This window comes from Bacillus thuringiensis (assembly GCF_001595725.1).
GTDB classification, from domain to species: domain Bacteria; phylum Bacillota; class Bacilli; order Bacillales; family Bacillaceae_G; genus Bacillus_A; species Bacillus_A thuringiensis_K.
On sequence record NZ_CP014282.1, the window covers coordinates 3518423 to 3540840 of the forward strand.

A 22418-nucleotide genomic window follows, 5' to 3' on the forward strand; every position below is an offset into this window, starting at 1 on the left:
AAGACCTTGTGTTACAAGGCCTTTTGCAAACTCACTTTATTTTGTAGCAAGTACATATTATAATACAAACCTTGCTCACTTAGTAATTCTTGATGTGTTCCTCTTTCTACTATCTCCCCATCATGCATCACAAAAATTTGATCTGCATCTTGAATTGTAGATAACCTATGCGCAATGGCTATCGTCGTTCTACCTTTTCGCATTTGTTGCAACGCTGTTTGAATAGCCTCTTCTGTTTCTGTATCGATATTAGCTGTTGCTTCATCTAATACTAATACTTTCGGATTCGTTGCTATCGTTCTAGCAAAAGCAATTAATTGTCGTTGACCGCTTGAAAATGCTGCACCTCTTTCTACTACTTCTGTTTCATACTGTTTTGGTAACTTTTCAATAAACGTATTCGCTTGCACAAATCGAGCAGCTTCTTTTACTTCTTCATCCGTAATTTCTTCATTATACATACGAATATTTTGCTTTACATTACCAGCAAATAAAAATGCATCTTGCAATACGAGTCCTATTTTCTTTCTAATTTCTCGTTCTTCAAATTTTTCTAAATCTACACCGTCTATTACAATATTTCCTGACTTAATATTATAAAATCGCATTAACAAATTCATAATCGTACTTTTTCCGCTACCAGTATGCCCAACAAAAGCAACCGTTTGCCCTTGTTTCACGTGAAATGATACATTTTTTAAAACGTCACGCTTTCCATCATATGAAAAAGTAACATTTTTAAATTCAATATCTCCATCCACGACTTGAGGATTCTCATTGCCTTTTTGAACCGGTGCTAAATCTTTCTCGTCCATTAAATGAAATACACGTGATGACGAAACAAGTGCCTGTTGGAAAAAGGACAATTTCATCATCATCTCATTTACAGGTTGGAAGAAACGATGTATATAGTTAACAAAAGCATATAAAACTCCTACTTCAACAGGGCTCTTTAAAGCATCAATCCCAAATAAACCTAGTACTAACGCAATAGCTACAATATGCACTAAATCCGTAGCTGGTCGTAAAAGTAATGCGTCTAACTTCAAAGTACGTCGCCCTGCACTATAATGTTTATTATTCACTTCTTCAAACTCTTTTCTCATACGTTTTTCTTGTCTGAAAACTTGAACAATATTCATTCCTTGTATGGACTCGTTCAACTTTGCATTTAACACGCTTAGTTGATTACGTACTTCTAAATAAAAAGCTGCACTTTTCCGGCGATATAATACCATAATCGCAAACATTATCGGAATTAATACGAGAGAAAATAGCGCTAATTTTACATCTAATAAAAACATCGCTACTAAAATGCCTACTAAAAAGACTACATTTTTCACAAATGTTGATAATACACTGACATAAAAATCTTTAATCGCTTCCGTATCATTCGTTATACGAGATACGAGCGTACCAATTGGCGTACGATCAAAGAAACTTAATGACAGCTTTTGAACATGTTCATATACTTCAACTCGCATATCTTGAACAATCTTAAAAGCAATGTTCTGAAAGTACAATAGATTTAAATACGTAAATAATACTTTTAATAAATGAGCAACTATGTAAATTACAAATAAAGTAACGAGCGCTGATCGTTCAAAATCCCGCGGTACTAGGTGTTCATCGAGGAATTGTTTAATTAAAAAAGGACCCATCATTTCCGTTACTGTCGCACCAACTAAAAAGATAAATGCTAAAGATAGCAACCCTTTATATGGCTTCATATAGGAAAGCAATCTACTTAAATCACTTCGCTTCTTCTCTACCATCATACGCCTCCTTTCTCGACTAAAGCTTCTAATTGCTGGCTTTCATACATTTCCTTATACCAGCCGTTTTCCTTCATTAATTCCTCATGTGTACCTCTTTGTACAATTCTACCTTCATCAACAACAAGAATAAGATTGGCATGCTGAATTGCACTTAATCGGTGTGCAGTAATAATCGTCGTTTTCCCTGCTCTTTCCCTCTTTAAGGCACTTAAAATCGTCTCTTCTGTTTTTGCATCTACTGCTGATAAACAATCATCCAAAATTAAAATTTCAGCATTTGTTAATAAAGCACGAGCAATAGAGATTCGCTGTTTTTGACCACCAGATAACGAAACACCTCTTTCCCCTACTACTGTTTCATATCCTTCTGAAAATTGGAGGATGTCATTATGAATACAAGCAATCTCTGCAGCTTCGGTAATTTCATTATATGTAGCATCCGCCTTTCCAAAGGCAATATTCTCACCAATACTTGCTGAAAATAAAAAATGATCTTGCGGCACGTATGAAATGGCAGAACGGACACCATGAAGTGTTATATCTCGAATATCTCGCTTCCCAATTTTTAATTCACCATTAAAATGATCATACTCACGGATTAAACATTTTAATAAAGTCGTTTTCCCTGCGCCTGTACGTCCTACAACTCCTAGTGTTTCACCCTTCTTCAAATCAAAGTGAATATCAGTTAAATGTAACAATTCATTTTTCTTATACGAAAATGAATCAACGGCAAACGAAACATTACCGCTCGCTATTGTATGTACAGCATTTTCGCTATTTACTACATCTGATTTTTGTGAAAGAATTTTTTCTACACGGTCATATGATGCACGCCCACGCTCCATAATATTGAACAACCACCCAAACGCTAACATTGGCCAAACGAGGGTACCTAAATACGTCGTAAATGTAACGAGATCACCTACTGTTAATTCACCTCTTACAACTAATACCGATCCATAACATACTGCGATTAAAAAAGAAAATCCAACGATAAGAGAGATTGTCGGATCAAATAACGAATCAATACGTGCAACTAACATATTTTTATGTACAACATCTTCTGATTTTTTTCGAAACGCCTGCAAATCTTCTTTCTCTTGTCCAAGAGACCGGATTACCTTCATCCCACTCATACTCTCTTGCACTTTATCATTGATTTCCGAAAACGATTGCTGTGCTTTATGAAACCTTTTATGTAATAACGTTCCATAATAATTTGTCGAAATGGCTACAATCGGCATTGGAATTAAACTTAATAATGTTAACTTCCAACTAATTGTAAAACCCATCGCTACGAGTACACATCCTCCGACAGCTAATGAGTCAACAAGCGTCAAAACACCCGCTCCAGCAGTTTGCTGGATCGCTTGAATATCATTGGTCGCATGTGCCATTAAATCACCTGTTCGATTTGACTGATAGAAAGATGGACTCATCTTTGTAAAATGTTCATATAAATTTTTTCGTAATTGGCGAGCTAATTTTAATGAAGACCCGAAAATCATAATACGCCATATGTAACGTAATATGTACATCGTAATACCTACAATTACTAATAATACAACCCATTTTAGTAACTTATCGGTCGTCAATGTTCCATCATTAATTTCATCTACAACGATTCCAATTACTTTTGGTGCTACAAGTTCTAGAAGTGCAACGCCAAACAATAAAATAATTCCAGTTATGTACGCTCGTTTTTCTTGTTTAAAAAACCACGCTAAATTCATAAATACTTTCATTTTTTTCCTCCTCCCTTAAAATGAGCGATGTTTTCAGTTTACCAAAAATACAGAATTTTTAAAAGTTTTAAAAACTATAACTAACAAAAAGAAAGACACTCTTAGCGAGTGTCTTTTAGCGCTTATTTCATTTGTTGCTTGTTCATCGCGCTCATCATTTGATTGATTTTCTTTTGGGAAGGTTTTTGTCCCATTTGCATCATCATCATTTTTAACATTTGTTCGTTAATTGGTGGATTTTTTTGTAAGTAATTCATCATGTATTTGCGGGCAATGAAAAATCCTAACGCCACGCCTGCTACTAGTGCTACTACGCCCACTAGAATACCTAACCAAATTGGCATATATTTTCCTCCTTCATGTTGTCTACCTTACAGTGTACTAAAACCTTTTCAATAAGACAAGATACAATTCGACATTTTTTACACATATGTTCGTACTTGTTTTAGAGGATTCAGCCATCCGTACTTTGTATTTTCATAATCCATTGCTAAAAATGTTAATTCACACTTTCTTAACACCTCAAAGAATGTCGTTTCCATAGAGACATTTCCAGAGGTATTCATACGAATATAGTGCGGTTTCACCATTATTTCGCCGTACTCCGCTCCCGTATAAAGTGTATGTGTATGATGTGTTCTATCATATTTACCAAGAACGCGCAAAGCTTGTTCTAATTTATGATGAATTTTCATTACTTGCAATGGCATCGTTATATACATCATTTGCTTATATAACACTTTTTTCTCCGAAAGGGACCCAGATTCTGAAAATCGAGCAAATAAATCAAAAAACAAATATTCACGACCAAAATAAGCTTTCGCAATATCCTCTTGAATTAAATACAATTCATACGTTTTCATTTTTCCACTCCCAATCTGGACAACCTTTTCTCTTCATTATATATAAGAAAGTTTGCAATGATTGTCTGACTGCGGAGAGATAAAAAACTTTTTCTGTCGAAAAAACTCATTTACATAGAAAAACCTCTCCATGCCGGAGAGATTTTTCTGAAATCATTAAAGCATTTCTTTTACTTTACGAACAACGTTCTCTACAGTAAATCCATACTCTTCCATAATCTTCTCACCAGGAGCAGAAGCACCGAATGTATCGATACCTAACACATCTCCTTCAAGACCTACGTAACGGTGCCATCCGAATGTAGCACCCATTTCAATTGCGAAACGTTTTGTTACTGCTTTTGGTAATACAGATTCTTTGTACTCTGCAGTTTGAGCTTCGAAGCGATCCATAGATGGCATGCTGACAACAGCTGCGTCAACGCCGTCTACTGCTAATGCTTTTTGAGCTTCAACAGCTAGGCTTACTTCAGATCCAGTTGCAAGTAAGATTACATCAGCCGTTTCTTTCTTGCTTGCCGAAACTACATATGCACCTTTTGCTACTTTTTCATACGTATCTTCTTTTGCACCTTCTAATGTTGGAAGGTCTTGACGAGTTAATACTAAAGCAGTTGGTTTGTTTGTAGATTCTAAAGCTAGTCTCCAAGCTGCAACAGATTCGTTACCATCAGCAGGACGGATAACAGAAACATTTGGCATTGCACGAAGCGCTGCTAATTGCTCGATTGGTTCATGCGTTGGACCATCTTCACCAACAGCGATACTGTCATGTGTGAATACATACGTTACTGGCAATTGCATTAATGCTGCAAGGCGAATTGCTGGGCGTAAGTAATCAGAGAATACGAAGAACGTACCACCGTAAGTTTTTAAACCGCCATGTAGTGCAATACCGTTCATTGCTGCACCCATTGCGAACTCACGTACACCGTACCAAATGTTTTTACCGCTGTAATCATCTCTTGTAAAGTCTTTTTCGTTATTCATGTATGTCTTGTTAGAACCAGCAAGGTCAGCAGATCCACCGAAGAATGATGGTACAGACTCTGCAATTGCATTAATTACAGCACCAGAAGAATTACGAGTTGCTGCTTTTGATCCTAATTCATAAGTTGGTAAGTTTTGCTCCCAACCTTCTGGAAGTTGACCGTTCATTGCTGCTTGGAATTCGTTTGCTAATTCTGGGTATGCTTGCGCATATTCACCTAGCATCGTGTTCCACTCAGCTTGCGCAGTTTCACCAACATCTTGTACTGTTTTACGGAAGTTGTCATATACTTCTTCTGCTACATGGAAGTCTTGCTCAGCAGTCCAAGCATATGCTTCTTTCGTTAATTTTGTTTCTTCTACACCAAGTGGAGAACCATGTGAAGCTGATTTTCCTGATTTGTTTGGAGAACCGAAACCAATTGTCGTTCTTACTTCAATTAGCGTTGGGCGTTTTTCGTCAGCTTTCGCTTCTTCAATTGCTTTCGCGATTGCTTCAATATCGTTTCCATCCTCAACACGGATTACTTGCCATCCGTATGCTTTGTAACGATCTTCTACACTTTCAGAGAATGAACGATTTAAATCGCCATCTAATGAAATATCGTTTGAATCGTAAAGCACAACAAGACGACCTAATTGTAAATGAGCAGCTAATGAAGATGCTTCAGCAGAAACGCCTTCCATTAAATCTCCATCACCACAAATAGCGTATGTATAATGATCTACTACATTATACGCATCACGGTTATATTTAGCAGCTAAATGTCTTTCTGCCATTGCCATACCTACAGCAGTTGCAATACCTTGTCCAAGTGGACCAGTCGTTGCATCTACACCAGCTGTATGACCATACTCAGGATGTCCTGGAGTTTTGCTTCCCCATTGACGGAAGTTCTTTAAGTCATCCATTGTTACATCATAACCAGATAGGTGAAGTAGGCTGTATAATAACATTGAACCATGACCTGCAGATAATACGAAACGATCACGGTTAAACCACGTTGGGTTATTTGGATTGTGTTTCATAAATTGAGTCCATAATGTATAAGCCATTGGTGCTGCACCCATTGGCATTCCTGGGTGACCAGAGTTTGCTTTTTCAATCGCATCGATGGATAATGTGCGAATCGTGTTGATAGAAAGTTGTTCGATTGAATGTGACATGCTATTCTTCCCTTCGCTTATATTAGTAAACGTTTTATACATTTATATGATAGCTTCCCACGCAAGATTATACAACATGTATCGACAAATATGTTGATGTTTTTTTGATTTTTTATAAAAAAATCAATGATTCCGGGAATGTATGGGTATTCAATATGACATACTTTTTCATTATTTTTATTTTAAAAAGAAAGAGAATTATCTGTATATTTATACAAATTTCTTCTATACTTACGTTTTTAAATACGTTTTTAAAAATATAAAAAGCATCTAACTTCGATGCTTTTCAAATAAGTTAAACAATCCGTTTGCGAATCGAACTTGAAATCAAATCAATTATAATTACCATTAAAATAATACCTAATAAAATAATCCCAACACGAGACCAATTGCGTGAACTCAGCGCAAAAATTAAAGGTGTACCAATCCCTCCTGCTCCGATAACCCCTAAAATCGCAGCGGATCGTACATTAATTTCAAATCTGTATAACGTATACGATAGAAAGTCTGGTAACACTTGTGGTAACACTGCATACCAAAGTATTTGAAAACGGTTTGCTCCTGTTGCTAGTAACGCTTCCGTGGGTCCTTTATCTATGTTTTCAATTCCTTCTGAATATAGTTTTCCTAACATTCCAATAGAATGTAATCCTAAGGCTAATACTCCTGCAAAAGAGCCTGGACCAACAGCTTTTATAAATAAAAGAGCCATAACTAATTCAGGAAACGTACGAACAAAACTAAGTACAAATTTTCCAGATCCTGAAGTTAATTTTCCACTACTCATATTCGTTGCCGCCCAAAAGGCAAACGGAACAGATAAAAATGCAGAAATAAATGTACCTAATATCGCAATTGCCAACGTATCAATTAATCCATGCAATAAATCTTCACCATCTGGCAAAGATACATACGACCAGTCTGGATTCAATACCCCTGTCATAATTGCTTTCGTGATTTCACCTGCTGTGTCCTTTATCCCTTCTAATGGTACTCCTGAAAAGGCCCAAACATAAACAAATGTAATTGCTATAAAAATAACCCAGCGATATACACTCAGTTTCTTCGGTTTTGGCACAATCATCGTCGTTCTATTCATTATAGTTTCTCCCGCAACAATGTACTAATGTAGTCAATTAACAAAACAACAATAAGGGTATAAATAATTATAGATGCAGTTTGTTGATATTGTAAAAATCCAAGTGTACGATCATAATATAATCCAATACCACCCGCTCCTACTAAACCTAAGACAGCTGCTGCACGTACGTTCACCTCAAATGTATACAGAACATAGGAGACAAAATGTGCTTTCACTTGCGGAATTACCCCATAAACAATCCATTGCACTTTATTTGCTCCTACTGCTGTCATCGCCTCTAACGGGCCTGGATCAATTGATTCAGTTGACTCATACAACAATTTCGCCACGAGCCCAATTGAGAAAAAAGTAAGAGCTAAAATACCTGGAAGTGGTCCTATTCCAAAAATAGCTACGAAAATTGCCGCTAATAATAAATCTGGTATCGTTCGAATAAAATTTAAAATCAATCGAGCTGGACTGTATAAAAATGTACTAGTAAACACATTACTTGCCGCAAACAGTGCCAGTGGAATAGCTAAAATCGACCCTAAAGTCGTCCCAATAATCGCCATACGTATTGTATCTAACATCACTGTTGTAATAACTTGAAAATAACTCCAATCAGGTGGCACCATTTCTTTCAATAGATCTACCATATTTGGAAAACCATCTACCAGTTTTGAAAATGATGCATCTACCTGTACACTACTACTCCACAGCATTAAAATAACTAAAATAAACGTTAACATATGTTTCAATTTACTCGGCGGCTTCGGTATTTCATTTGAATATATCGTCACGTCATTCATTTTACTGCCACCTCTAATAATTCGCTTTTCTGAGCTACGTCCCCATAAATTTCAGCAAACTTTTCATCAGTTGCCTCTTCTACTAAACCATCAAAAACAATTTCGCCTGCATGTAATCCAATAATACGCGTCGCATATTGCCTAGCTAAATCAATAGAATGTAAGTTTACAATTGTTGTAATTCCAAAATCTTCATTAATTTTCTTTAAGTCATCTAATACTTGCTTTGTCGTAAGTGGATCTAACGACGCAACAGGTTCATCTGCCAATATGATTTTCGCTTCTTGCGCCAATGCTCTAGCAATCGATACACGTTGTTGTTGTCCTCCTGATAATTCATCAGCACGTGCATATGCTTTTTCTAAAATATTCACTCTTTTTAACGCTTGAAATGCGAGCTCCACATCCTCTTTCGGAAACAAACCTAACGTTGTACGCAATGTGGAATGATATCCAACACGACCAGCTAATACATTTTTTAATACTGTTGATCGCTTTACAAGATTAAAACTTTGAAAGATCATACCAATATCCCGACGCATACGTCGTAAATCTGTTCCTTTTGCAGCAGTAATAGACTCACCTTCAATCATGATTTCGCCTTCGGTAATCTCATGAAGACGATTTATGGACCTGAGAAGTGTAGATTTTCCAGCTCCAGATAATCCGACCATTACAATAAACTCACCTTTTTGAATCTTTAAATTTATATTATTCAATCCCTTTGTGCCATTCGGATACATTTTGGAAACATTTCGAAACTCTATCACACATCTTACCTACTTTCTATGTATTCAAAACGGCAAACTAACTGAAAACATCCCCTTTCAGCTAGCTGCCATTTCCATATGTATTATTGCGTTTTTACTTTCTTCCCATATTCACGAACGATATCAAATTTACTATCATCAGATTTAACATATCCTTCATGTGAATATACTTCTTTAATGATTTTGTGACCTTCCTCATTCTTTCCAATTTCAATGAAAGCATCTTGTAATTTCTTGCTCCACTCTGCATCTAAATCAGATCGTACAGAAATTGTATCGTTCGGAATTTTCTCAGTAAATTTCACTATTTTCGTTTGATCAAATATATTCGGATAATCTTTTTTTACAATATTACGAGCATCTTGGAATACAACAGCCGCATCTACGTCACCATTTAAAAGAGCAATAAGCGACTGATCGTGACCTTTTAATGTAACAGGTTTCACATCTTTTAACGGATCAATTCCCTCTTTTAATAGAACAGCTGCAGGCCATACATACCCTGCTGATGATGTTACATCTTGATAACCAATCTTTTTACCTTTTAAATCTTTTACACTATTTATATTAGAGTCTTTTTTAACAACAAACTCAGATTTATAAAAGTCTACTAAATCCTTTGTAGGGGCTCCCGTTTCATCATCTACTCCAAAACGTTGTGCTTGTAAAATTACATTTGCAGCCTTCTTTTCATGTGCTAATACGTACGCTGTTGGCGGTAAAAATCCTACATCTACTTGTTTAGATGCCATCGCTTCTACAATTGTATTGTAGTTCGTTGAAATACTAACTTTTACTGGAATATTCAACTTATCACTTAATAGCTTCTCAAGCGGTTTTGCCTTCGCCTCTAACGTATCCGCATTTTGAGAAGGAACAAATTGAACATTTAAAGTCTTCGGTACATACCCTTTTTTCGTATCTTCATTTTTACTTGCACTTGACTCTTCCGTCCCGCAGCCACTTAATAATCCCGCTGCTAGTACAACTGTTGTGCCCATTGCAAAAACTTTTTTCAACATGTTAATGCCTCCATTTTTCATTGTTATAAAATAACCTTTCATAAACATGAAGAAATATATCACATATTTTTACAAATAATTGATTATTTACAGAATCTTTACACATTCTATACACTCACATTAAAATTCTCTTCACATATTTGATATGATGAATTGGAAGATAACAATAGAAAAGGTGAGTCATATTGGAACAAAATCAAACTGTAACTTTAAACATCTTATTAACAAGCGATATACATGGCACTGTTTATCCTATTCACTACCAAGATAACTCCCCAGCAGAACTTGGTTTAGCTAAAATTTCTACTCTTATAAAAAAAGAACGTTCCCAAAATACAAACGTTCTTTTAATTGATAATGGCGACTTTATTCAAGGCACACCATTTACTTATCATTATGTTACATACGAAAAAAACAAAAAAAACCCAATGTCCTTATTAGCGAATTACTTACAGTATGACGCTGCAATTATCGGCAATCATGAATTTAATTACGGGATGGATATATTAAATAATGCTGTGACTACTGCGAACTTCCCGTACCTATCAGCAAATATTTTAGATAAAAACAGTAAAAAACCTTATTTCGGGAAACCATATGTAATAAAACATATTGAATCAAATATAAAAATTGCTATTTTAGGGGTGACAACGCATTACATTCCCAATTGGGAACAACCCCATCACATTAAAGATTTACTATTTGAAGATGCATTAAAGACTACAAAAGAATGGGTTTCTTACATTCGCAAACATGAGAAACCAGATTTACTAGTCGTAGCGTATCACGGGGGAGTTGAACGAGATTTACAAACCGGGGTACCGACTGAAGTGTTAACAGGTGAAAACCAAGGATATGCAATGTGCCATGAAATTGAAGGTATAGATCTTTTACTAACAGGTCATCAACACCGAGAAATTTCTCATACGATGGCTAACGGTGTAACAATTTTACAGACCGGATGCAATGGACACTCAGTTGGAAAAGTAAAAATAACATTCGAAAAAACAAAACATAAATGGGTGAAAAAAGAGAGTTCTTCTGAATTATTATCTGTACAAGGAGTTGAGGCGGACCAAGATGTACTTTCATTGGTAGCCGATTACGAAGAGAAAACACAAAAGTGGCTTGATCAACCTATTGGAATCATTCAGGGGGACATGCAAATTTCAGATGCTATGCAAACTCGTTTGCATGATCATCCTTTTATCGAATTCATAAATAAAATACAGATGAATATAGCTAATGTATCAATTTCTTGTACAAGTTTGTTCCATAATACATCTCCAGGTTTCCCTGAACATGTAACAATGCGTGATATCGTTTCTAATTATATTTATCCAAACACATTAAAAGTAATTAGAATAACTGGAGCAGATATAAAAGATGCTCTTGAACTCTCTGCTTCTTATTTCACATTAAAAACAGATGGATCAATCACCGTAAGTCCTATCTACATAGAACCAAAGCCACAACATTATAATTATGATATGTGGGAAGGGATTTCATACGTATTAAACATTTCAAAACCAATTGGTGAAAGAGTAGAATCTTTACAGCATAACAGTGCTCCTCTTAATATGAATGAAGAATATGACGTTGTAATGAATAATTATCGTGCAAGTGGCGGGGGAAATTTTTTTATGTTTCAAAACAAACCGGTAGTAAAAGATATCCCCACAGATATGTCTGAACTTATCGCTAATTATATATTGGAACATAAAACGATAGAAGCAACTGTTAATAACAACTGGAAAGTTATTAAATAACGATTTTTACAAATAAAAAAGATGGGCTTCGCCCATCTTTTAATTTAATTTTGCATTATCTTGCTTTTTTAAAGCTTTTAATTTCGTCGGTGTAACATCTGTACCTTCTTCGTTAACAACTTTAATACCTTTAAGTTCGTTTAACATATTTTGACGAAATCCTTTTAAATATTGTTCACGTAGCGATTGACGCTCACGTTGCTCTTCTTCAGTTAAACCTTCAGCTTTTGCTTTTTTCGCTAAGAAGTTAATGCGTTCAACGAGTTCGTGATTAATCATCTCGAATCCCCCTTCTAATCAAAACTGATTATTATCATACAATAGTTACTCTTCTTTATCAAGCAATTGCTTCGTATACTCTACATATCTACGATGTACAGTCGCCTTTGAAACATTATGACCCAAATCCACGTAATGTTGCTGCGATTTCTTCAAACGTGAGTTCACTTTTTCGCAAACGTACAATTTCCTCAATTGGCACTTCTTTTTTCTCTCTTCCTACACTTAAATGACGATTTTTTAAATTATTTTCTGGACGATAACCTTTTTTCTACTGCACGTTGCATGCCTCGTTTAATTTTCAAGTTATGAATCTTTCTTTGATATTCTTCAACAATACCAATAATATCTAATACCATCGAATCAGAATCCGATAATTGTAATTCACCATTATGTGTATGCGTATATACTTTTATGCCTTCTTTATGTAAGCAATGCATTAATGCGATCTTCGCATTTCCTCTACCAAGGCGCGTTTCATCTTGTATAAGTAACACATCAATTTGTTCGTCTCGAATTGTATCCAACACCTCTAATATACCGTCACGTTCAATTGTATATCCACTAGCCTGCTCTTCAATCACCTTAGTAACATTCATTTGATAGCGCTCAGCTAAATGCAATAATTCATCTTTTTGACGTAACAATGATGTTTCTTGCGCTTCTTTCGTTGTACTCACACGTGCATAAATAATTGCATTCATTTTGAACCCCTCTTTCTCCCTATTATTTCCCTATAGTGTAACATAAATCCGCCATTTGTTCGAACTTATGTTTGTAGAATGTTTTTTCACATGTTATACTTATTAATAAGAAAAATGAAAGAAAACGAGGTGTTAGAAAACATGGAAAAGTTAACGAAACGCCAGCAAGACATTCTCGACTTTATTAAGCTAAAAGTACAAGAAAAAGGATATCCACCTTCCGTACGTGAAATTGGTCAAGCAGTCGGCCTCGCTTCTAGTTCTACAGTGCACGGACATTTATCACGATTAGAAGAAAAAGGATACATTCGACGCGATCCAACAAAACCACGTGCCATTGAAATTTTAGGCGAAGACCGAATGGATACGGAAACACAATCTGTTATTCAAGTTCCAATTGTCGGAAAAGTTACTGCTGGTTTACCAATTACGGCGGTCGAAAGCGTAGAGGAACATTTCCCACTTCCAGCTAGTATTGTTGCTGGAGCAGACCAAGTGTTCATGTTACGTATTTCTGGAGATAGTATGATTGAAGCTGGTATTTTCGATGGAGATTTAGTTGTTGTTCGCCAACAACAGTCTGCATATAATGGTGAAATTGTAGTCGCTTTAACAGAAGATAACGAAGCAACTGTTAAACGTTTCTATAAAGAAAAAGACCATTTCCGTCTACAACCAGAAAATTCTTCGTTAGAACCTATCATTTTAAAACAAGTGTCAGTTATCGGGAAAGTAATTGGCGTATATCGTGATTTACATTAAAAATAATAAAAAGAAGATAATTACCTTATTTACATACGGTAATTATCTTCTTTTTGTATTTTGATAGATTTCCATGCATTCTATTTCTTATTAACGAGTTTCAATTGTCACATCTCCAGCAGCCGTTTTACCGCTAATCTTTTTACTACCATTTCCAATTGTTACATTTTTATTTTCTTCATTAAAAATTGTTACATCTCCCGCAGCACTTTGCCCAGTAATTACCGCATCTTGTGGTTTTTCCGATAAAGTAATATCTATATCTCCCGCAGTTGAACTTGCTTCTAGATTATACTTAGAATCATGATCTTGAATATTTATTTCCCCACTTGTTGTTTTTGCGGTCACTTTCCCTAATACCTTCTTAAAGTTCACCTCACCAGCTTTTGTCGATCCCTCCACATTCTTAGCCGTTACTTGTTTCAACTCTACTTCTCCAGCAAGTGTTCTAACACTTACGCTATCACTTTTCACATCACTCATTTCGATTTGTCCAGCAGATGAATTTACTTTTACATCTTGGTAAGAGCGTTCGGGCACAAGGAGAGTCAATTTAGACGTTTGAAACCTAAAATCGTAAAAAGAAAAATCAAATGAAGCACCTTTTTCTCTTTCCCCAATAACTTTTAATGTGTCACCATCTTCTGCGATACGAATCTCTTGTTTACGTACATCTCCCGATTGCTTTACATAAAAAGAAGAGTCAGGAGATTTTTGGACAATAATATCCCCGGCATCTAACTTAACTTCTATATTTTTTAATGTTTCGTTTTTAATTACATTTTCTTTATCGCCTTTTTCAGCAGTCTGTACTGCTTTTTCATATGTTTGGGAAATTCCTATTACTCCAATAATGATACAAGCGATAGCGATTAAAAATAGTTTTTTCATCATTTACTCTCCTTTTATCATTTTGAAGTTCCATATTACATATCGTACACACAATCTCTTAAACCACTTTGTACTATAAAAAGCGATAATACATAACAATAAACCTACTCCAACAAACGTTATACTAACGAAAAGATCCAACCATATAAAAGTACCCATAAATACTTTTCCAATAACGAAAAATGGTGTTACTACACTAGCAATACCACCGATCCAAAAAGAAAATATAAAAGCAATAATTGCGACTAACGGGCCTAACACAATAATAAAATTAAACAAACTAAGTCCAATCGCTGCCATAACAGCTCTTGTCACATTTGAAGTCGATGGATTTTTTTTCATTTCATCAAAGCGATACATCGCAAGTAATTCTTTCGCGATTACTTTTGGAGAACCAAGGCCCTGTATTATTTCCGATTCAGTTTTCCCTTCTTCTAGTCCAAACTGAAAGTGCTCTTCATAATCCAATAAAATATCTTGCCTCTCTTCCTCTGGTAACTTTCTAAGATAACTTGATAATTCTTTAAGAAACCCTTCTTTACTCATCCCATTCCACCCCTTCAATAATTTCTTGTACCCCTTTCGCAAAATCACGCCATTCTGTTACTAACAAATGAAATTGCGTCTCCCCTTGCTCTGTTAATTGATAATATTTACGAGGTGGCCCTTCCGTAGATTCCTTTAAATACGTTTGAAAATACCCTTCTTTCGTCAAACGACGTAATAAAGGGTATACTGACCCTTCCGATATTAAAAATTTATTAGAAATTTGCTGAACAAGTTCATAACCGTAACTATCTTTACGTTTTACAAGTGCTAATACACAAAGTTCAAGCACACCTTTTTTAAACTGAACGTTCAAGCGCCATCCTCCTTCCCTATCTCAGTACTGTTCAATACACGGTACCTACTTTATCCATAATATACCACTTAGTATTATTTATTGCAAGGTACTAAGCTATATTTATTCCCTAAATTTAGAAAATGAACTAACGAAATTCTGAATAAGACTGCGTTATAACTGAGCAGCATTCAAGGTTTCATTTCATTTACATTAATATTAAACTTCATTCACTCTTTCCTCTTGAAGAATCCACCACACCTTATTCACTATAGCTAATGAGAAAAAGCCCCAATACTTTGAAGTGAACCCGAGTAGTGGTACATGAAAAAAACACCTTCTGAATTCGCATACTAAGTATGCAAATTCATTGGAGGTGTTTTTCGTTTGAAGACAAGAGTTCATTACCCAGAAGAAGTAAAGTGGAAAGTGATTGAAATGAAAAAGGATGGATATTCCAATCGGACAATTATGGAGAAGCTTGGAATTAAAAATGTTTCCCAAATTAAGACGTGGATGAAGTGGTATCGTACCGGTCAAACGTACCGTTTTCAACAACCTGTAGGAAAATAATATTCTTATGGAAAAGGGCCAAAAGAGTTAAATGAATTGGAACAGCTACGGTTAGAAAATAAACAGTTAAAAACAAAATTACTGATATGGGGAAAGTATCTGGAAATCGAAAGGAGTTGAACCCGGAAACTGTAGTTACTTTATGGAACCATTTAAGAACAAAACTAACGGTAAAAGAATTGTGTAATGTATTAGATTACCCCGGTCTACATTTTATCGTTGGTTACAACGAACAGTGGACCTAAGAGATGAGATAGAAGAGAAAATAAAGGATGTTTGTCTTCGGCATAAATTACGATATGGATATCGAAGAGTGACCGCAACTCTTCGGAAAATGGGGCTGTGTGTAAATCATAAAAAAGTATTACGAATCATGAGACAAAATCACATTCTTTCAAAAGTACGTCGAAAGAAAAAGAAATATATCAATGGTGCGGAGCCAATGGTAGCCCCTCATCGATTGGAGCGCCAATTCGATGCATCCAGACCAAATGAAAAGTGGTTTACGGATGTGACGTATCTCTTATTTGGAGAGCGTACCTTGTATTTATCAACGATTATGGATGCCTTTAATCGTGAAATTATTAGTTGTGTCATCAGCGAATCACAAACACTGCCATTAGCAATGAAGACATTAAAACAAGCAATGAGGGGGCGAAAAGTAAAAGATGTCCTTCTTCACTCAGATCAAGGAAGTATTTATACAGCGAAGGAATTTCAAGCATATGCCAAAGAAAACGGCATGATCACCAGCATGTCCCGAAGAGGAAATTGCCATGATAATGCCGTCATGGAAAGCTTCTTTGGTCATTTAAAAAGTGAAGCCTTCTATTCACAAGAGATAACAAAAGTATCCAACACAACTGTGCGAAAGATTGTGCTAGAATACATTCATTACTACAATTGTGTGCGAATTCAAGAAAAATTAAACCACCTATCCCCTAAAGAATTTAGGGAACAAGTGGTTTAGGTGTTTTGATTGGTGTCCCGTTTTCGGGGTTCACTTCACAAATCCTTGTGATGATGTTGTAATCTCAAATAAAAATCAAAAAAAAGAGGAAGGTCTCAAGTATATGCGTACAGAAGACATTCCACGATTCTTAAAAGCATCTTATCAATATAATTATATCTATTATATCTTTTTTAAGACACTTATCAATACTGGAATGCGAAAAGGTGAAGCTGCCGCACTTCAATGGAGTGATATTGATTTTAAAGAACAAACGATAAATATTACAAAGACATTAGATTTTACAACTAAAGATGATGAAGAACTATTCGGTGATACAAAAACATTTTCATCCAGACGAACAATTATGATTCCAGCTCCACTCGCTAAAGATTTGTTAAACCATAAGAAATGGCAAAATGAAAATAAATTAGTATTACAAGAAAGTTATAAACATGATTTAGATTTAGTTTTCACCCGAACAGACGGTAATTTCTTACCAAAATCAACTTTATTTAATGCCTTTTCAAGAATTTTGAAAAAGGTTAACATATCTAGTCTTGATATCCATTCTCTAAGACATACGCATGCTGTTTTGTTATTAGAATCAGGCGCTAACTTAAAATATATACAAGAACGATTAGGTCATAAAAGTATCGAAATGACTTCCAATGTCTATTCACATATTAGTGATAAAATCAATAAAGACTCTATTTCTGAATTTGAAAAGTATATGAGTAATGTTTTAGAGTAGAATTTTTTTTGGTGTTTTTTGTGGCTGTTTTTCATTTTGCAACCACATAACGTTGTGATGAGAGGTAAATCAAAAACCCTTAATACCAGTTGTATCAAGGGTTTAATCCTCTTAGTATAGAGACATATATTGATCGCGTTCCCATTGGTGAACTTGTGTTCTAAATATATCCCACTCAATCTCTTTCGCTTCGATGAAGTGCTCAAGTAAGTGTTCTCCTAGTGCACCGCATACTACTTCATTAGATTGTAATGTAACTAATGCTTGCGCTAATGTTGCTGGTAAGTCAACAATACCTGCTTCTTCGCGCTCTTCTTTTGTCATTACATAGATGTTACGATCTACTGCTGCTGGTGGAGTTAATTTGTTTTTAATTCCATCAAGACCTGCAGCTAATAATGTAGCCATTACTAAATATGGGTTTGCAGCTGGGTCAACACTACGTACTTCTACGCGTGTACTAATACCACGAGATGCAGGGATACGTACTAACGGGCTACGGTTTTGTGCAGACCATGCTACGTAACAAGGCGCTTCATATCCAGGTACTAGACGTTTGTATGAGTTTACAGTTGGGTTTGCTATCGCTGTAAATGCTGGTGCATGTTTTAAAATACCTGCGATGAAGTGACGAGCATCATCACTTAACTGTAAGTCACCGTTTGCATCAAAGAATACGTTCTCACCATTTTTAAATAATGATAAGTTACAGTGCATACCTGAACCGTTCACACCGTATAGTGGTTTTGGCATAAACGTTGCGTGTAAACCATGTTTACGAGCAATTGTTTTTACAACAAGTTTGAATGTTTGAATGTCATCACATGAGCGAATTGCATTTGCATATTTAAAGTCAATTTCGTGCTGCCCTGGAGCAACCTCATGGTGAGATGCTTCAATTTCAAATCCCATTTCTTCAAGTTCAAGAACGATATCACGACGACAGTTTTCCCCTAGATCCATCGGCGCAAGGTCGAAGTATCCACCGTTATCGTTTAGTTCTAATGTTGGATTTCCTTTTTCATCAACCTTAAATAGGAAGAATTCTGGCTCTGGTCCAAGATTGAAGTCTGAAAATCCTAAAGCTTCCATTTCTTTTAACACACGTTTTAAGTTGTTACGTGGGTCTCCATCAAATGGAGTGCCATCTGCATTGTAAATATCACAGATTAGTCGAGCTACTTTACCTTTTTCAGCTGTCCAAGGGAAAATTACCCAAGTGTCTAAATCAGGATATAAATACATATCAGATTCTTCAATACGTACGAAACCTTCAATCGAAGATCCATCGAACATCATTTTGTTATCAAGAGCTTTCGTTAATTGTCTCACTGGAATCTCTACGTTTTTAATTACCCCTAAAAGGTCCGTAAATTGTAAACGGATATACTTTACATTCTCTTCTTTCGCCAAACGGAAAATATCTTCTTTTGTGTATCTAGACATTATAAATTCCTCCTTAGTCCCTCTAATCGCCTTCAGAATCAGTTATCTTTAGTGAAAAAATCTTGAAATGTCACCTTGTCGCAATGAAGTTCGATTGAATCTACCTGTATGTTGTAGTTCGTCTCGAAGTATTTTGCGAAGCTCAGTTTTTGAAATTTCTTTCGTTTCTTCTTTTACTTTCACTGCTTCTGTTTGATTTTCTTTCATTAGTAACACTTGTTTAATACCAGCCATATTCAAGCCTTGATCTAACAAATCTTTAATTTCTAACAACTTATCTACATCGTTAAATGAAAATAATCTACGATTCCCCTTTGTACGGGTTGGAGAAACAAGATTATGCTCTTCATAGTAGCGAATTTGACGTGCAGACAATTGTGTTAAATCCATAACAATACCAATAGGAAACAGCGGGGCAGAACGTCTATCTTCTTTCATTTTTCAGTTCCTCCTTCGCCTTAACTGCTTCTCATTTTATACTATGTTATGTTTAGTGTCAATAGATGTTAGCTTTTCTTACATGATTTTTTATAAATTTTTTCATGAATTTTTTCACTCTTTTTTCTAATCGCATAAATCATTACTTTTATACGAAAAAAGCTGCCGAAATCGACAGCTTCCCTTTAAGAAATTGTTAATAAATTCTTTTCAATCAATTCGTCAATCGCAGAACAAATCGCAATTTTAACATGCGAATACGTTAAGCCACCTTGCACATACGCAACATATGGCGGTCTAATTGGACCATCAGCAGACAATTCAATACTTGCACCTTGAATAAATGTTCCCGCAGCCATAATTACATCATCTTCATAACCTGGCATATAGTTTGCATACGGAGTAAAATGCGAATTAATTGGAGATGCATATTGAATCGCTTGGCAGAAGGCAATCATACGGTCTTTATCATCAAATTGAACAGATTGAATTAAGTCTGTTCTTGGTGCATTCCACGCTGGTGACGTGTTCATTCCTAACTTTTCTAAAAACGCAGCTGTAAAAATTGCACCTTTCAGCGCTTGTCCTGCAACATGTGGCGCTAAGAAGAACCCTTGATACATTTCTTGCAGACTGTATAAAGACGCTCCAGCTTCAGCGCCAATTCCCGGAGATGTTAAACGATATGCACACGCTTCAACATACTGTTCTTTCCCGACAATATAACCACCAGTTTTAACAATTCCGCCGCCCGGGTTTTTAATAAGCGAACCCGCCATTAAATCTGCACCAACATGACATGGCTCTTGCTCTTCAATAAACTCGCCATAACAGTTATCTACAAACACAACAACATCAGGTTTAATTTCTTTAACAAACGCGATCATCTCTTTAATTTGAGAAATAGTAAACGACGGACGAGTAGCATAACCTTTCGAGCGCTGAATACCGATCATTTTCGTATTATTATGAATCGCTGCTGCAACAGCCTCAAAATCAACAAGCCCAGCTTCAGTTAGCGGAACTGCATTGTAACCGATATTATATTCTTTAAATGAACCTACACCTTTCCCACGTACACCAACAATTTCTTCTAACGTATCATACGGTTTCCCAGTGATATACAATAACTCATCTCCGGGGCGTAAAATACCAAATAACGCTGTAGAGATAGCGTGAGTACCTGAAATAATTTGCGGACGAACAAGTCCAGCTTCCGCCCCAAATACATCAGCATATACTTTTTCTAACGTATCACGGCCAATATCATCATAACCATAACCTGTTGTCGGGATAAAATGCGAGTCACTAATTTTATGTTTACGAAAACTTTCTAATACACGAAACTGATTGCTTTCAATTACTTCATCCGCACGTTTATGTACTTCTGTAATCTGACTCTCTACTTCTTTTACGATTGGAGCAATTTTTTCTCCATTTTTCAAACGATCAAACATTTTTATTGTCTCCTTCTTCCACTAAAAATCTCTTTAATTGCACATTAAGTGATGAATGAGCAAAAATATACCCTGCACAATCATATACAAATTTATCTTCTAGAAACTCCATCTTTGCTAATAGAGTTTCCGTCTTTAAAAGCGTTAACAACTTACCTTCACTCGGAGGGATTTCCACTCGATAACGATCCATTTCTTTCTTCATCTTCGTTTCTATCGCTTCTTTTATACGCAATAAATCACTTTCTTCAAAAGCACTAGTCATTAAGAAATCACTTTTCGGAAACGGAATAAAGTTTTGATGTAATTCATCTTTTTTATTATATAACGTAATAACAGGAATATGGTTAATTTCAAGTTCTGATAATAATCTTTTTACTGTTTTTTCATGCCCTATGTAGTTAGGATCCGCGGAATCAACTACATGTAAAATGACATCTGCTTCCCCCGCTTCTTCCAGTGTTGAACGAAATGCAGCGATTAATGAAGTGGGTAAATCTTGTATAAAACCAACAGTATCAGTTAGTAATACTGTATAACCAGAAGGTAACGGCATCTTCCTTGTCGTTGGGTCTAATGTTGCAAACAGAAGGTTTTCTTCAAACGTATCAGCTTCCGTTAATCTATTAAACAGTGTCGATTTCCCTGCATTTGTATACCCTATTAATGACACTTGAAATACTTTATTATCTTTTCTTCTCTCACGATATCTTTTTCGATGTTCCACAACAACTGCAAGTTGTTTCTTTATTTCATCAATACGCGATCGAATATGACGACGATCCGTCTCTAATTTCGTCTCACCCGGTCCTCTTGTTCCAATACCACCACCAAGACGTGATAAGGACAATCCTTGCCCCATAAGACGCGGCATTGTATATTGCAACTGAGCTAATTCTACTTGAAGCTTACCTTCCCTCGACTTCGCACGTTGCGCAAAAATATCCAGTATTAGTTGCGTTCGATCAATTACTCTCGCATCTAATACTGAGGATAAATTCCGAATTTGACTCGGCGTTAATTCATTATTAAATACAATAACATCCGGCTCTAACTCTTCAGTTAACATTGTAAGCTCTTCTAATTTCCCTTTACCTATGTAAGTTGCCGGATGAAACTTTGGTCGTTTTTGCGTTGTTGACACTAACAATTCTGCTCGTGCAGTCTTCGCTAGTGATGCAAGCTCTTTCATGGAATGCATAAATTTTTCATCATCATCTTGTGGCAATTGACAGCCTACTAATATGACTTTTTCTTTTTCTTCCATCAAATATGTTCACTCATCCTTTTCGAAATTTAAACCTTCTAATATAATAGCAGAGGA

General features: G+C 35.8%; 19 protein-coding genes and 3 pseudogenes. 4 read left to right on the forward strand and 18 right to left on the reverse strand.

Annotated features, from left to right (window positions below):
* Window positions 1-11: 11 nt before the first annotated feature.
* From AXW78_RS17435 to AXW78_RS17475, 9 genes are all read right to left on the reverse strand, one after another.
* The gene (locus tag AXW78_RS17435) at window positions 12-1775 is read right to left on the reverse strand and encodes an ABC transporter ATP-binding protein (protein ID WP_000229522.1); all 1764 of its coding nucleotides are present in this window, start codon (window positions 1773-1775) and stop codon (window positions 12-14) included.
* Entirely contained in the window at window positions 1775-3526 is a 1752-nt protein-coding gene (locus AXW78_RS17440) for an ABC transporter ATP-binding protein (RefSeq protein WP_061884493.1), read from the reverse strand. The genes AXW78_RS17435 and AXW78_RS17440 overlap by 1 nt, the downstream gene beginning before the upstream one ends.
* A gap of 122 nt (window positions 3527-3648) precedes the next feature.
* Complete coding sequence (locus AXW78_RS17445; RefSeq protein WP_001123317.1) at window positions 3649-3870, reverse strand: YneF family protein; 222 nt, start codon at window positions 3868-3870, stop codon at window positions 3649-3651.
* Between the two features lie 78 nt (window positions 3871-3948).
* Window positions 3949-4389 carry a sporulation inhibitor of replication protein SirA gene (sirA, locus tag AXW78_RS17450; protein WP_000860645.1) on the reverse strand — a complete coding sequence of 147 codons (441 nt, stop codon included), beginning with the start codon at window positions 4387-4389 and terminating at the stop codon, window positions 3949-3951.
* A 156-nt stretch (window positions 4390-4545) separates the two neighbouring features.
* Window positions 4546-6546: a transketolase gene (gene tkt, locus AXW78_RS17455; protein ID WP_000019769.1), complete on the reverse strand. Its 2001-nt coding sequence runs from the start codon at window positions 6544-6546 to the stop codon at window positions 4546-4548.
* Window positions 6547-6841: 295 nt separating this feature from the next.
* On the reverse strand, window positions 6842-7645 hold the full coding sequence (gene phnE, locus AXW78_RS17460; RefSeq protein WP_001082385.1) for a phosphonate ABC transporter, permease protein PhnE: 804 nt from the start codon (window positions 7643-7645) through the stop codon (window positions 6842-6844).
* Complete coding sequence (gene phnE, locus AXW78_RS17465; RefSeq protein ID WP_001000777.1) at window positions 7645-8439, reverse strand: phosphonate ABC transporter, permease protein PhnE; 795 nt, start codon at window positions 8437-8439, stop codon at window positions 7645-7647. The genes phnE (AXW78_RS17460) and phnE (AXW78_RS17465) overlap by 1 nt, the downstream gene beginning before the upstream one ends.
* Entirely contained in the window at window positions 8436-9209 is a 774-nt protein-coding gene (phnC, locus tag AXW78_RS17470; RefSeq protein WP_061884494.1) for a phosphonate ABC transporter ATP-binding protein, read from the reverse strand. Before phnC ends, phnE (AXW78_RS17465) begins: the two co-directional genes overlap by 4 nt.
* Before the next feature lie 83 nt (window positions 9210-9292).
* Window positions 9293-10231 carry a phosphate/phosphite/phosphonate ABC transporter substrate-binding protein gene (locus tag AXW78_RS17475; RefSeq protein WP_000915039.1) on the reverse strand — a complete coding sequence of 313 codons (939 nt, stop codon included), beginning with the start codon at window positions 10229-10231 and terminating at the stop codon, window positions 9293-9295.
* Window positions 10232-10416: 185 nt separating this feature from the next.
* Between AXW78_RS17475 and AXW78_RS17480 the strand changes: the two genes are divergently transcribed.
* Window positions 10417-12000, forward strand: coding sequence for a bifunctional metallophosphatase/5'-nucleotidase (locus AXW78_RS17480; protein WP_061884495.1), 1584 nt, complete (start codon window positions 10417-10419; stop codon window positions 11998-12000).
* 39 nt (window positions 12001-12039) lie between these two features.
* Here AXW78_RS17480 and AXW78_RS17485 read toward each other — a convergent pair whose 3' ends face one another.
* Together AXW78_RS17485 and AXW78_RS17490 are read right to left on the reverse strand one after the other, a co-directional pair.
* On the reverse strand, window positions 12040-12279 hold the full coding sequence (locus AXW78_RS17485; RefSeq protein ID WP_000607015.1) for a DUF896 domain-containing protein: 240 nt from the start codon (window positions 12277-12279) through the stop codon (window positions 12040-12042).
* Window positions 12280-12324: 45 nt separating this feature from the next.
* A pseudogene (locus AXW78_RS17490) lies at window positions 12325-12983 on the reverse strand (YneB family resolvase-like protein).
* A gap of 141 nt (window positions 12984-13124) precedes the next feature.
* On the opposite strand from AXW78_RS17490, the gene lexA reads away from it, so the two are divergent.
* Window positions 13125-13745: a transcriptional repressor LexA gene (lexA, locus tag AXW78_RS17495; RefSeq protein WP_000413738.1), complete on the forward strand. Its 621-nt coding sequence runs from the start codon at window positions 13125-13127 to the stop codon at window positions 13743-13745.
* A 90-nt stretch (window positions 13746-13835) separates the two neighbouring features.
* Here lexA and AXW78_RS17500 read toward each other — a convergent pair whose 3' ends face one another.
* Genes AXW78_RS17500 through AXW78_RS17510 form a run of 3 tightly spaced genes read right to left on the reverse strand, consistent with a single transcriptional unit; the run spans window position 13836 to window position 15498 of the window.
* Window positions 13836-14639 carry a DUF4097 family beta strand repeat-containing protein gene (locus AXW78_RS17500; RefSeq protein ID WP_000976239.1) on the reverse strand — a complete coding sequence of 268 codons (804 nt, stop codon included), beginning with the start codon at window positions 14637-14639 and terminating at the stop codon, window positions 13836-13838.
* Entirely contained in the window at window positions 14640-15182 is a 543-nt protein-coding gene (locus AXW78_RS17505; RefSeq protein WP_000031383.1) for a DUF1700 domain-containing protein, read from the reverse strand.
* Window positions 15175-15498 (reverse strand): PadR family transcriptional regulator, encoded by a 324-nt coding sequence (locus tag AXW78_RS17510; protein WP_001102628.1) that lies wholly within the window; start codon window positions 15496-15498, stop codon window positions 15175-15177. Before AXW78_RS17510 ends, AXW78_RS17505 begins: the two co-directional genes overlap by 8 nt.
* A 366-nt stretch (window positions 15499-15864) precedes the next feature.
* On the opposite strand from AXW78_RS17510, the pseudogene AXW78_RS17520 reads away from it, so the two are divergent.
* Together AXW78_RS17520 and AXW78_RS17525 are read left to right on the forward strand one after the other, a co-directional pair.
* Window positions 15865-17020, forward strand: a pseudogene (locus tag AXW78_RS17520) (IS3 family transposase).
* Between the two features lie 40 nt (window positions 17021-17060).
* Window positions 17061-17753, forward strand: a pseudogene (locus AXW78_RS17525) (site-specific integrase); the annotation flags it as partial.
* 111 nt (window positions 17754-17864) lie between these two features.
* Here the strand turns inward: AXW78_RS17525 and glnA are convergent.
* From glnA to hflX, 4 genes are all read right to left on the reverse strand, one after another.
* Complete coding sequence (glnA, locus tag AXW78_RS17530; RefSeq protein ID WP_000092763.1) at window positions 17865-19199, reverse strand: type I glutamate--ammonia ligase; 1335 nt, start codon at window positions 19197-19199, stop codon at window positions 17865-17867.
* Between the two features lie 48 nt (window positions 19200-19247).
* Window positions 19248-19637 carry a transcriptional repressor GlnR gene (gene glnR, locus AXW78_RS17535; RefSeq protein ID WP_000656783.1) on the reverse strand — a complete coding sequence of 130 codons (390 nt, stop codon included), beginning with the start codon at window positions 19635-19637 and terminating at the stop codon, window positions 19248-19250.
* Between the two features lie 185 nt (window positions 19638-19822).
* Complete coding sequence (locus tag AXW78_RS17540; RefSeq protein WP_000460290.1) at window positions 19823-21094, reverse strand: methionine gamma-lyase family protein; 1272 nt, start codon at window positions 21092-21094, stop codon at window positions 19823-19825.
* The gene (hflX, locus tag AXW78_RS17545; protein WP_000391394.1) at window positions 21087-22361 is read right to left on the reverse strand and encodes a GTPase HflX; all 1275 of its coding nucleotides are present in this window, start codon (window positions 22359-22361) and stop codon (window positions 21087-21089) included. Before hflX ends, AXW78_RS17540 begins: the two co-directional genes overlap by 8 nt.
* Window positions 22362-22418: the final 57 nt, after the last annotated feature.